The organism is Marinoscillum luteum, from assembly GCF_044005705.1.
Lineage (GTDB): Bacteria > Bacteroidota > Bacteroidia > Cytophagales > Cyclobacteriaceae > Marinoscillum > Marinoscillum luteum.
In genome coordinates this window covers 37568-50749 of the sequence record NZ_JBIPKE010000005.1, presented here as the reverse complement: position 1 = coordinate 50749, position 13182 = coordinate 37568, and the positions used below count along the sequence as shown (strand labels likewise).

General features: G+C 44.4%; 11 protein-coding genes. 6 read left to right on the top strand and 5 right to left on the bottom strand.

Going from position 1 to position 13182, the window contains the following annotated elements; all coding sequences use genetic code 11:
* The 5 genes from ACHKAR_RS00405 to ACHKAR_RS00385 all read left to right on the top strand — a co-directional run.
* A partial coding sequence (locus ACHKAR_RS00405; protein WP_395415714.1) for a carbohydrate kinase family protein occupies window positions 1-437 on the top strand: 437 nt, incomplete at its 5' end.
* 220 nt (window positions 438-657) lie between these two features.
* Window positions 658-2325 (top strand): glycoside hydrolase family 28 protein, encoded by a 1668-nt coding sequence (locus ACHKAR_RS00400; protein ID WP_395415713.1) that lies wholly within the window; start codon window positions 658-660, stop codon window positions 2323-2325.
* Complete coding sequence (locus ACHKAR_RS00395; RefSeq protein ID WP_395415712.1) at window positions 2322-3080, top strand: rhamnogalacturonan acetylesterase; 759 nt, start codon at window positions 2322-2324, stop codon at window positions 3078-3080. The genes ACHKAR_RS00400 and ACHKAR_RS00395 overlap by 4 nt, the downstream gene beginning before the upstream one ends.
* A 4-nt stretch (window positions 3081-3084) precedes the next feature.
* Entirely contained in the window at window positions 3085-3861 is a 777-nt protein-coding gene (locus ACHKAR_RS00390; protein WP_395415711.1) for a rhamnogalacturonan acetylesterase, read from the top strand.
* Window positions 3862-3874: 13 nt separating this feature from the next.
* Entirely contained in the window at window positions 3875-4825 is a 951-nt protein-coding gene (locus tag ACHKAR_RS00385) for a pectinesterase family protein (RefSeq protein ID WP_395415710.1), read from the top strand.
* A 34-nt stretch (window positions 4826-4859) separates the two neighbouring features.
* On the opposite strand, the gene ACHKAR_RS00380 is transcribed toward ACHKAR_RS00385, so the two are convergent.
* From ACHKAR_RS00380 to ACHKAR_RS00365, 4 genes are all read right to left on the bottom strand, one after another.
* A complete protein-coding gene (locus ACHKAR_RS00380; protein ID WP_395415709.1) occupies window positions 4860-6050 on the bottom strand; it encodes a glycoside hydrolase family 88/105 protein in 1191 nt (396 codons plus the stop codon).
* Window positions 6051-6079: 29 nt separating this feature from the next.
* A complete protein-coding gene (locus ACHKAR_RS00375; protein WP_159584424.1) occupies window positions 6080-7741 on the bottom strand; it encodes a UxaA family hydrolase in 1662 nt (553 codons plus the stop codon).
* On the bottom strand, window positions 7741-9156 hold the full coding sequence (locus tag ACHKAR_RS00370; RefSeq protein ID WP_395415708.1) for a tagaturonate reductase: 1416 nt from the start codon (window positions 9154-9156) through the stop codon (window positions 7741-7743). The genes ACHKAR_RS00375 and ACHKAR_RS00370 overlap by 1 nt, the downstream gene beginning before the upstream one ends.
* A gap of 99 nt (window positions 9157-9255) precedes the next feature.
* On the bottom strand, window positions 9256-10293 hold the full coding sequence (locus tag ACHKAR_RS00365) for a LacI family DNA-binding transcriptional regulator (RefSeq protein WP_159584419.1): 1038 nt from the start codon (window positions 10291-10293) through the stop codon (window positions 9256-9258).
* A 276-nt stretch (window positions 10294-10569) separates the two neighbouring features.
* Between ACHKAR_RS00365 and ACHKAR_RS00360 the strand changes: the two genes are divergently transcribed.
* On the top strand, window positions 10570-11766 hold the full coding sequence (locus ACHKAR_RS00360) for a DUF4861 family protein (protein ID WP_395415707.1): 1197 nt from the start codon (window positions 10570-10572) through the stop codon (window positions 11764-11766).
* Here ACHKAR_RS00360 and ACHKAR_RS00355 read toward each other — a convergent pair whose 3' ends face one another.
* The gene (locus ACHKAR_RS00355) at window positions 11767-12711 is read right to left on the bottom strand and encodes a pectinesterase family protein (RefSeq protein WP_395415706.1); all 945 of its coding nucleotides are present in this window, start codon (window positions 12709-12711) and stop codon (window positions 11767-11769) included. It abuts the gene before it with no gap.
* Window positions 12712-13182 lie beyond the last annotated feature (471 nt).

Here is a 13182-nt window from a genome sequence, read left to right as displayed (position 1 = left end):
ATGCCTATACCAAAGAGGTGATTGAGTCTTCATTTGGCTACTGTACGATAGCCAAGATGAATGATGAAGAGGTGAGGGTGTTGAGCTCATTGCTCTATGAGGCGGAGATGAGTCAGGACGATTTCACGGTTCGGCTTCTTGTGGATTATCCAAACATCGATTTGCTGATTATCACTGGTGGAGGGCAGGGTTGTGTGATTCGCACCCGGAGCGAACATTACAAGGTAAGTGCTAAAATGATGCTTGTGAAGGATAGTGTGGGTGCAGGGGATGCATTTTGTGCGGCCTTTCTCAATACCTATCTCCGTACCCGTGATGCGAGAAAATCAGCGCGCATTGGCAACATGGTTGGTGGCTTTGTGGTATCCGAAAGCGGGGCCATTCCGATCTATCCAGAGAAATTCAGGCGAAAAATTGAGGTATTGAGTGCGGGTTGAACAAATAGGCATATCATCTGGAGTTCCCATGAACACATATATTTTATGATGGATCAAATCAGGAATCAAAGGAATTTCATCTAAGTGTTCTGCTTTAGAGGTTGCGAGTTTTCGGTGTTTGGCACTTATCGGAATACAATGTTTTTTTAAGAATTTACATTTCTAATCCTTCCATAAGACGAGGATTTTATTAACTTCGAAATGTACAATCGATTGCACAATGAAAAAGAAACTATTCCTTTTAGCACTTTTATCTGCCAACATTCTATTGGCTCAACAAAATCAAACTTCCATTTATGAAAATGTAGAATTTGAGATGCCACAGGTAAATCCACCGGTCATTCCAGATTATTCTGTTAGCGTTTCGGACTTTGGTGGTGTTGGAGATGGCCTTACCAAGAACACCGAAGCGTTTGCTAAGGCAATAGATGCGGTGGTGGCTAAAGGCGGTGGTCATGTCAATGTACCACGAGGCATATGGCTTACAGGCCCCATAACCCTCCGTAGTAACCTGGATTTGCATCTGGAAGATGGTGCGCTGCTCCTGTTTACCAGGGATAAGGATGATTATCCTCTGGTGGCTGTAAGTTTTGAAGGGTTGGAGACTTATCGCTGTTTGTCCCCTATCAATGGTAAGGATCTGGTCAATGTCTCTATTACGGGTAATGGCACAATAGACGGTAATGGGGATGCCTGGCGTGGTGTTAAGAAGAGCAAAGTAACAGATAGCCATTGGAAGGAACTGGTGAAGAGTGGTGGGGTCCTGAGTGATGATGGGAAAAACTGGTACCCGTCAGCCAGTTATAAAGTAGGTGCGGATGCCACAGCGGGATTTTTCAATGTTCCAGAGACTTCTTCAGTAGCTGATTTTGCGGCTTTTAAGGATTTTCTACGCCCGGTAATGATCAGTATACAGACTTCCAAAAATGTGATGCTGGATGGGCCAACATTTCAAAACTCTCCTGCCTGGAACATCCACCCACTGATGTGCGAGAATGTCATTTTGCGCAATTTGAATGTGCGTAATCCCTGGTACTCTCAAAATGGTGATGGACTGGATTTGGAATCCTGTAAAAATGTATTGATTTATAACAACACCTTTGATGTAGGTGATGATGCTATTTGTATTAAGTCTGGTAAAGATGAAGACGGACGTAAACGCGGTATACCCACCGAAAATGTGATCATTAAGAACAACATTGTTTACCATGGGCATGGTGGGTTTGTAGTGGGCAGCGAAATGTCTGGGGGGGTGAAAAACATCCATGTGTCCAAGTGCACATTCATGGGTACTGATGTTGGTTTGAGGTTTAAAAGCACCCGAGGACGTGGTGGAGTGGTAGAGAAGATTTTCATATCGGACATTGACATGATTAACATTCCCACGGAACCCATTAGGTTTAACCTCTTTTATGGAGGGCAATCGCCGGTACTGGAGGAAGATCAGGAGGCGGCCGTAGTGGACGAGGAGATGGTGCCTATCACGGAGGAAACTCCATCTTTCAAGGATATTTACATCAAAAATGTGACTGCTGTAGGCTCGGGTACTGCTGGATATTTTCAGGGACTGCCTGAGATGAATCTCAAAAACATCAACCTCGAAAGTGTATACATAGAAGCTCAAAATGGAATTTCAATGGTTGATGCAGACGGTGTTACTTTTAAAGATGTCACTGTGGTGACTGAAAAAGGGTATCCTCTGACCATTTACAATACCAGGAATATTTCCATTTCCGGTTTCGAAGGGAAGACCTCAGGCGTAGGTCTGGTACAGGTTTTAGGAGCTAAGACCGACAAAGTGTCTCTGGTAGCGTCTGACTACAGCGATTGCAAAACAGAGGTGGTCATCGGTAAGGAAGTAGATAAAAAGGCAGTGAAATTGAAATGATCAGAGTTATTTGGAAATGGGCTATTCCGCTTTTTGCAGGCCTGCTGATGAGCTTTGGACTTCTGCAGGAGCAGCAAACAGTAATTTATTTGATTGGGGACTCAACTTGCGCAGAAAAGGAGGTCAATGCTTTCCCTGAAACGGGATGGGGGATGCCCTTTGTCCATTTCTTCGATGAGTCTATTAAGGTTGACAACCGAGCTAAAAATGGCAGGAGTACTAAATCGTTTATGGACGAAGGTCGATGGGAGGCAGTACTCAAAACGATGAATAGTGGTGATTATGTCTTTATCCAGTTTGGGCACAATGATGAAGTGCCTTCCAAAGTGGGGCGTTACACCACCCCTGAAGAGTTTCAGGCCAATTTAAGGAGATATGTCATGGACACCCGAAAAAAAGGAGCATTGCCTGTATTGCTCACCCCGGTGAGCAGAAGGTCATTTGAAAATGGAGAACTTGTTGATACCCATGAGCATTATGCGCAGCTGGTGCGGGAGGTAGCCCAATCAGATGATGTGCCTCTGATTGACATGACTACTCTGTCCATGGAGCTGGTGAGGAATTTGGGAGAAACGGAATCGAAGTGGCTTTACCATCATCTGGATGCGGGTGAACACCCCAACTATCCTCAAGGGAAATCAGATGACACACATTTCAACGAACTGGGAGCGAGAAAAATGGCTCAATTGGTGTTGGATGAGATCAGAGAACTGAACCTTGAGCTTAAGAATCATATAGTGGCAGGAACGAGATAAAATCTTGAGGTATTTAAGAAAAGGGACTTTTGTTTTGGCGATTTTTTTGCTTTTGGGCTGTGCCCAGGAGGAGGAACGTATTGTCACCATTTATCTGATTGGTGACTCTACTATGGCTGATTATGCCGATAACTACGAGGAGGGAAAAGACTATTACAAAACCAGATACCCCGTTACGGGTTGGGGGCAGGTATTTCAGCCTTACTTTTCCACGGATCTTTCTGTTTTTGCAGATCTCTTCTCTGCGGACTCCGTGGTGGTGGATGATCGGGCCAGAGGGGGGCGTAGTACACGCACTTTTTTTCAGGAGGGGAGGTGGCGCAGTGTTTATGAGTCGCTGAAGCCCGGTGATTTGGTGATCATGCAGTTTGGACATAATGATGCTGCCGAAAAGAAGACTGAGCGTTATGTTGACATTGAAGGTTACAAGGAATTTCTAAGGCTATTCATAGCGCAAAGCAAACAAAAAGGGGCCACTCCGATCGTATTGACACCTGTGGCTCGCAATTACCCATGGGAGAATAATCGTCTTCAGAATGTGCATGGTGAATATCCTGATGCAGCTCTGGAAGTGGCCAGGGAAATGAGTAGTTTGTTCATAGACCTGAACCAGCTGAGTATGAATGCTTTCTTTAAAGTAGGAAGGGAATATGTTACCCAAAACTATTTTATGAACCTGGATTCTGGAGTGTATGAGGCTTATCCTAACGGTCAAAGGACAACACGCATTTTCAACCCGAGGGTGCGAAGGTGGTGGCCGGGTTGGTTTTTGAAGCGATGAAAACTCTGAAAAAATGAAAAATATCTTATGGATGGGATTGATTGTCTCCTCGTTGGGGCTGTCAGCTCAAAATTATGATTTTGTGGTGGCCAAGGATGGGGCCGGTGATTTTCAGACTGTACAAGCCGCTATAGATGCGGTACCTCACCTGCGCAAAAACCGAACGATCATATATGTTAAATCTGGGGTTTATAAAGAGAAATTGATCTTACCTACGTCCAAGACTAACGTGTCATTGATCGGCGAAAGTGCAGCTGAAACCATTTTGACTTTTGACGATTATGCCAGTAGGAAGAATATGTTTGGAGAAGAAATCGGAACCTCCGGATCCGCTTCATTCTTTATTTACGGGGATGGCTTTGAAGCCAAGAATCTGACTTTCGAGAATTCTTTTGGTGAGGGTAGTCAGGCCGTAGCGGTGCGAGTAGATGGTGATCGGGTAAAGTTTGAAAATTGCCGTTTTCTTGGTAATCAAGACACCCTTTACCCACATGGAAAGGATAGCCGGCAGTATTATAAAAATTGTTACATCGAGGGGACTGTGGACTTTATATTCGGGTGGTCTACTGCCTTTTTTGAAGGGTGCGAGATTTTTTCCAAGCGCAATGGCTACATCACGGCAGCATCTACTGAACAAGAAACCCCATTTGGATTTGTGTTCAACAACTGTAAAATAACAGGATTGGCGGAGGCGGGTACGGTATTTCTGGGCAGACCCTGGCGACCTTATGCTCAAACTGTTTTTATGAATTGCGAATTGGGAGAGGTGGTGCATCCTGAGGGGTGGGACCCCTGGAGGTCGGAAGAAAAGAAAAAAACGGCCTATTATGCCGAATATGCAAACCGGGGAGCAGGATATCAGCCCGACAAGCGAGCTCAGTGGGCACATATCCTTACCGATCTAGAGGCTGAGAAATATTCACTCAAAAACGTAATGAGAGATTGGAACCCGGATGAGGAGTAGGAAAAATCTCACCCATCTGGATTCTAAAGATTGGCTACTGAAATTTTTCCATCCAGAGTGACGCCATGATGAAGGGCCCAACACCCTTCGGGTCGTTGTCTCGTCTGATCTCACCTACATAGTACTCATAAGTTCCCTCTCGGTAGGGGTCTCCACCTAATCCCGCCACACCACAAACATTGGTGAGGCTGATCGTGCCATCTTCATTTTCTTTGATGAACTCCTTTATCAGACCAGCATAAGCCTTTTTGGTCATAGGTGCATAGCTGCTATCCAGGTATCCCTTTTGAATGGACTTGGCCAGAAAGTAGGTAAACATGCTGGAGCACGAGGCTTCCAGATAGTTTCCTTCTTTTCCTGCTTTGTCCAGCACCTGCCACCACACTCCGGAGGCTGGATCCTGATGTTTTTGAATTCCCAGGGCTATTTTGTTGACAATCATCAATAGGCTGTCTCGCTTTGGGTGATCCTCCGGAAAATAGTCCAGTACATCCACCACAGCCATCGAAAACCAGCCAAGGGCCCGTCCCCAAAACTCTGGAGACAAACCTGTTTCAGGATCCGCCCACTTTTGTTCCCTGCTTTCATCCCAGCCGTGGTAGTAAAGTCCCGTTTCTTTACTGTAGGCGTGTTTGTCTATCAGCATAAACTGGTTGGCGACATCATCGAATAATGCGGGTTCATCATATAACATGGCATACTGTGCCAGAAACGGGCTACCCATATAGAGTCCGTCCAGCCACATCTGAGAAGGGTAGCGCTTTTTGTGCCAGAATCCTCCCTCTGAGGTGCGTGGATGCTCACGCATCTGCTCACGCAGTGTTTCAATGGCTACTTTGTATTCAGGCTTTGGAGTGAGCTGATTGAGCTCTATCAGGAACCTTCCCGGGTTGATTCTGTCGATGTTATAATCACTGAGTTTGTATGTGAGAATTTTTCCTTCGTCCGTGATCATAGAGTCCATGTAGTACTTGCCGTAATCCAAAAACCTATCTTCTCCCGTCCGTGCCCAAACTTTGAAGAAAGAAAGGCATACCAGTCCATTGGTATATTCCCATTTTGGTTTATCCCTGAAATCCAGAAGCCTTGGATCCGGCGTGCGTTTCATCTCAGAGTCTGCCATTCGCACATATAGAGGAGTTTCAGTTTGGTTCTCTGCAGTTTCTTTGGGCGGGGTACAGCTCGCCAGCAGGACTATTCCAATTAGGTAAAGTATGTTCTTCATGGTGTGGGTTATTCTTTTGATAGATAAAGTCAGAGGGAAACACCCCTTTTCCATGGAATGAAGTCATACTGCTCCAGGTCCATGGATTTGGCTGTTTTGTGGCCACTGGCCACCTCTATAATGTAATTCAGGATTTCACTGCCCATTTCTTCAATGGTTTTTTCTCCGGTGATCACCTTTCCTGTATCTATGTCTATGATGTCGGGCATTTTAGCTGCCAGTTTGGAGTTGGATGAAAGCTTCAGTACCGGAGAAATGGGATTGCCTGTAGGCGTGCCAAGGCCAGTAGTGAAAAGAATGATATTGGCACCTGAACCGGCCAATCCTGTGGTGGATTCCACATCATTTCCTGGGGTGCATAGGAGATTTAGTCCCGGTTTATGTGCGTATTCTGTGTAGTCCAATATGTCCGTAATAGGGGACGTACCTCCTTTTTTGGCGGCTCCGGCTGATTTCATTGCATCGGTTATCAGCCCATCCTTGATGTTGCCCGGAGAGGGGTTCATGTCAAAGCCAGATCCTGCTTCTACCGCAGATTTTTCGTAACGGCGCATGATGTCCACAAACTTGACCGCCAATTCCTGAGTGTCCATTCTGTTGATGAGCTCCCGCTCCACCCCGCACAGTTCGGGAAATTCCGAAAGGATGGCTTTACCTCCCAGGGCGACCACCAGGTCCGAGGTATAGCCGATGGCCGGATTAGCAGAGATACCAGAGAATCCGTCTGATCCGCCGCATTCCAGACCGATGGTCAGTTTACTGAGGGGAGCGGGTTCACGTGTTTGCTTATTTGCCTCTATGAGGGCCATAAAGGTTTCAGTGATGGAGTTTTTGATCAACTCTTGTTCTTTTCCTGTATCCTGCTGATCATGTATAATGATCGGCTTATCGATGGTCGGGTTGATACTGTGCAAGGCATCGGTGAACATTTGCACCTGAGCATTCTGACACCCAAGACTCAGTACCGTAGCTCCGGCTACATTAGGGTTGTTTACATAGCCAGATAACAGTCGGCAGAGGGTCTCAGCATCCTGGCGGGTACCGCCACATCCACCCTGATGAGTCAGAAATCGAATGCCATCTATGTTTTCAAACACTCGTGCTTTGGAGATGTGAGTAGTTGTGTCCAGTTTGAAGTCCAAGACGGAAGCATCGCTTAGCTCATTTTTCCTGAAGCGGTCAACCATATTTTCAACCAGGGCCACATAAGGGTCTTGTTTTTCCAAACCCAGGGCTTTATCAAATGCTTTTTTGATGGTTTCAATGTTTCTGTTTTCACAGAAGACCAATGGGAATACTAACCAATAGTTGGCTGTTCCCACCTGACCATCTTTGCGATGATAACCCATAAAGGTGGCGTCCTTCCATGGAGAGACATCTGGTGAGGTCCACTGAAAGGCGTTTGCGCTCTTGTCTTCGGCACTGAAAGATTCTGACTGGTGAGCAAGATTGGAAGTGGTCACCGCCTCACCGGTTTTGATGGTTTCTTTTGCTTTGCCCACTGTCACATTATACATGTGTACTTCATCACCTGCATGAAAGTCTTTCATGGCAAATTTATGCTTGGCATTGATGGTGTGTTGCAGTGTGATAGCCTTGCCATTGACTGTCACCTCAGCTCCTTTAGGCAGGTCGGTCAGTGCTACAGCCAGGTCGTCTTTTTCGTGGATGGTTATTGCTCGTATCATCATTACATATTAAGAAGTACCTCTTTCATTTGCTCTGAAGCAATGGCTTTAAAATGGGTGGTCAATAAATCTGAAAGGCCGTCTACTGCTGTAAGGTCCTGATCCCAGAGGGATGAATTGGCCAATACCTTATTCACCAGTGTTTCTGGCTCATCTGATTTGAGAGACTCGAAAAAATTCAAATACGTTTCGTCGTCCTTGAGCCGATCAGTGTCTCGCAGGTACAAATGAATCAGGCACGCCAGAGCGAAGATGAGCTTGTTTGGCAGGTGACCTTTGATCCTTAGGTAGTCAAGAATGGTCGGGAGCACCCGCACCTTGAATTTGGCGATGGAGTTTAAAGAAATAGAGATCAGTTCATGTCTGATAAAAGGATTTCTAAACCTCGAGATCACCTGATCTGCAAATTCCTTGGGATCTTCTCCCGGGATTTGAATGGTAGCTACAATTTCATCAAAAATAATTTCGCGTATCAGTTTACCAGTTTCAGTATCATCAATGGTTTCACTGACTGTCTCCAGCCCATATAGCAAACCTATAGGTACCATAGAAGTATGGGCTCCATTCAGGATGCGCACCTTTTGTGTCCGGTAGGGGGTGATATCTTTCACATACTTCACATTCAGTCCCAGGCGATGGGCAGGGAAGAGTTCCTGCACAAACTCAGGAGCTTCAATGACAAACAGGTGGAAGGACTCGGATTTGACCACCAACTGATCCTTGATGCCAATGCGCTCCGTGATGACTTCAATCTCATCTTTTGGATACCCGGGTACAATTCTGTCCACAAGTGTGTTGGCGAATGCACAGGTTTCGTTCACCCACGTCTTAAAACCCTCACCTAAATTCCAGAGATCAATATATTGGGCTATACATTTTTTAAGTTTGGTTCCATTTTGCTCAATTAGCTCACAAGGGATCATGGCCACACCTTTGCCTTTATCTCCTTGAAAATGGTCATAGCGGTGTTTCAATAACTGTGTGAGCTTACCTGGGAATGTATTGGCCATCTGACCTGCTTCAGGCCGGTCCGTAGCTTCGTGTACGATACCTGCCTCCGTGGTATTAGAGAAAATGAGCTGCACAGAAGGAATCTCTGCCAGAGCGAAATACGCAGCCTGCTCCTCGAAAGGATTGATAACCTCGGATACACACTGGATCAGCTTTACTTCATCTATTGTCTCTCCATTTTCAATACCTTGCCTTACATGGTGATAAAGTCCACCCTGCTCCTTGAGTAGGTGTATGAGGCCATTTTGGAGGGGCTGAACAATAGCCACACTACCGTTGAAATCAGACTTTTCATTGAGTAACTCAATCATCCATTCTACAAAAGCCCTAAGAAAATTCCCTTCTCCAAATTGAATAACCTTAATGGGATGCTGTGTGATTCGTTCTGTAGTGCTCAATTTTTTCATTGTTCCAGATCTTGTTTGATGTTTCTCACAGAATTGGTAAATCTGCGTAAACGATTGCACAAGTTATAAAATTTTCATCCTGTAATCCAAATACCGAGATTAAATTACCATTTTGTTAATGGATCGTTTGGTTGAGGATTCCCGTATGATAAGCTCCGGGCTTAAGAGCACCTTGCGATGGATCGAGTTTCGCCCCTCCACTTGTTCAAGAAAAACCTGAGCCGCCGTTTTGCCCATTTCCTTACCTTTTTGGTCTACGGAGGAGATCGTCGGCTCCAGGTACTGGGTGAATGGGTCATTACCAAATCCCACGATCCCGATATCCTCCGGTATGCGGTAATTGTTTTGCAGTAGCCATTTGGTGGCTCCCAGCGCCGAAAAATCAGAAGAAGAAAAAATGGCATCTGGCTTTACGGGGAGGGACATGAGTTTCTCTGTCACCAGTTTGCCTTGCTCTACATCACTGGGTACTTCAATAATGTAGTCATCCACTACCGGTAAATTATGGTCTTTCAATGCTGCCAAATAGCCCCTGAAACGTTCTCTAAAAATACTCACCTTCTTGTTTCCAGAAAAGAATGCTATTTTTTTGTAGCCATTTTCGATCAGGTGACTGACAGAGGAATAGGCACCCTGATAATCATCAATGGCTACACATGAGGTGTTAAGCGCGTCCGTTGTACGGTCGAAAAGTACCAGTGTTTTGTTTTTTTGAATGACTTTTTTCAAATGGTCATAGGTACTCGTCTCTCGGGATAAGGAGATAATAATACCTGCTACCTGAGCGGATAGGAGGGCATTGACGTCATCTATTTCATTGTCTATTTTCTCGTAAGATTGACAAATGATTACATTATAACCGGACTTTTTCACTTCCTCTTCTATGCCCCGTATGACCGATGAGAAGAATATCCTGTCCGCATAAGGTACGATGATTCCGATGATTTGCGATCGTCCTTTGCGCAGTGAGGCCGCCATGGTATTGGGTTCGTAGCCCAGCTTTTCAGCCATTGCAAAAACCTTCTTCTTGGTTTCTTCACTTATGCGCGGGTTATTATTCAAAGCTCGGGATACCGTAGATGCGGTGGTATTCAGCTCTTTTGCAATCTCATGAATGGTGGTCTTTTTTCCTTTCAAGCTTTTGTTATTTGTACAGACAGTGCGAATGTAGTCACTAATTGTGGCTCTGTTTGCCGTAATGAATTTCTGGTTACAGATATAAAACCATACTTCACAATTTCCTGAAGCTAATCAATTTGAAGATTCATAATAACCATTTTTTTGGTGAAACAACAAATTTGAGACCATCAATTCACTAAAAATGTGTAAACGATTGCGCGTTTGAACGAATTCACATAGATTTCCCATTTGTACCGATGGATCGGTGACCTTTAATCCTTACTATTTTCACAAATGAAATTCATTCCTATCCTGTTTTTTGGCCTTTCATGTCTGTTTTCTTGCACTGGTGATGCCCCGATGGCTTCCATTGCTATTCATAACCCATCGGATTTAGCCCGTAAGGAGGTGATTACCGTGGCGTTGAATGTGGATGGAGAAAAACCATTGAAAGGGCGACTTAACGGAAGGACGGTACCGACAGAATTTATTGATGAAAATGAAGATGGCATTATTGAGAAAGCTCTGGTGCTACTTGAGCTTGAGCCTGGAGAGACTGCAAATTTGGAGGTAGTGACCTCAAATGGCTCTGCCAATTTTACTAAAATGACTCAGGCGGAGTTATCCGTCAAGCAGGGAGGAGCGTGGACGGAGAAGGAATATATTGGCGGATCATTTGTGAACCTTGATTTTTTAAGGGTACCTGATCAGCACACTGATCACACCTATTTTGTGAGGTATGAAGGGCCGGGCTGGGAATCGGATCAAATGGCCTACCGCTTTTATCTGGATTGGAGAAATGGGATGGATGTGTTTGGAAAGTTGAAACCGGAGCCAGTTTTGCAAAGCGTAGGTCTGGATGGTTTTGACTCTTATCACGAATTGAGTGACTGGGGGATGGACTTGCTGAAGGTGGGGAAAACTTTAGGCCTGGGCTCAATCGGGAAATTCAGAAATGACACCCTTCATCGATTTAGGGTGGTTGATTCAGTAACCTGTCAGATTGTGAAAAATGGTCTACTGAGGTCAGCAATCAGTACTAACTATTATGGATGGGCCGATGGGGGTAGTCGTACCGATTTGATGTCTGCCATTAGCATTCAGGCAGCATCAGCATTGACCACTCACTCAATCAGGTTTACCAATCCAATAGAGGGTTTCTGTACTGGACTGGTTAAGAATGTTGGGGAGGAGTATGTTAAAGAAGTGGTTGATAATTATCACATTTTTGCGACATATGGCAAGTTTAGCTTGAATGATGACAAGCTGGGGCTTGCAGTGATTGTGGAAACACCTTCCATTAGTGAGGTAGTTGATGGAGCAGGAAGTCACGTCGTTTTGTTTAATCCATCTGAGGAGGTTACTTATCACTTTATGGCAGTATGGGAAAAAGGTACCAATCCTATCCAATCTATGGATAGCTTCATGGCATTATTAAGGCAAGAGGTACTTCGCCTCAATCAACCTCTTCAGGTGCTAGCTGTTGATTAATTAAGGAATCCATCCATTGAAAATAACTTCAAGTTGGTAATTGGCAGCAGTTGTGGGGTTTAGGATTGTTGCCCACCTTGCTCGTTCATTCATGTGAGCTCCGGGGCCCTTAGAGGCATACTCAGCATAGCTTACTGTGGTTTCTTTTTCGGTGGAACCCCAGTTGTGCCAACCAACGGGGAGGATATGATTCTCCATATAGCATTCAATGAATGCAGTTTTGGCATAACTCCTCCAAGGCCTTCCCAGGTAAACCTTGTTCACCGATTCATCCATTTTAGTAATTCTGCATTTCAAAAACACCATACCAAATTGAGAAGATTTTGGGGTAGAGGCTGCGGTGATGTACGAGTTTGATCTGGATACAATGGTGCAGTTTTCGAAGATGACAGTGGCTCCCCCAAAGATGAAATCGGTAGTTCCTGAAATGTAACAATCCTTAAAGTATTGTCTGAAACCTTCTCCGGATGTATAGACCGTATCCTGATGCCCCTGGATACTACAATTGATCAACTGAATCCTATCTCCTTCCAGATACAGTGCTATTGCCTGGCCTATCGGGCCAGAGCTGTTAATAATGGTTAGGTTTTGCAATCGAACATCGTTGGCCTCTACTTTGAGAGTAAATGTGTGAAAAGTGCTGTTTCGCCCAAGGTTGATGGAGGCAAAATGGTCACCCCAAACGATCTTCGTACTATCCGTACTTTCTCCTTTCAGGGTGAGTTTGTTATTCCAGGAGAAAATAGTCACCTTTTCTCGATAGACTCCATTCTTGATATAAATGGTAATGTCCTGTTCTGGGAAAGCTTTAGTCGAATAGATGGCTTCCTGAATGGAGGTGAAATCTCCTTGTCCAGATTTGTCTACCACTATTTCAGTGGCATACTGAGCCAATCCATTGAATGATATGACGATGATGAGGGTGAATAGGTAGAGTTTTCTCATTTTCAAAAATTTGAACAAGTGAATGATGATCAGATCAAATGGTGTGCAAAGGATAGCACAAAATGAGCGGTAATGAAAGGGATTGGAGAGACGAAATGTTATTTGAATCGGGGCGGATTGAGGTGAAAAAAATAATGGACATACATGGATATGGGTTGATCTACTTATTGTAAGAATAGATACTCACAATGATTAGAGTTAATTGTATGTTAATGTTCAATGCTTTGTCTATGTTATTGTGAAATCGTTAAAATAAATAGGCCAAATGAGTAGATAATTGATTTGTAGGAATGGTTAATTCCGTAAATATTGAATAATTAATAATTGTTAAATTCGGATTTATCAGAATAATTCATTTGTTTAGAGGAACTTTTTCAACCAAAAGAATGAAGATTATGAATAAATTCTACGGGTTAACATTACATTTTGGGCTTTCAGGCTCATGGGAGAATCTTTTTTTTGATAACAGAG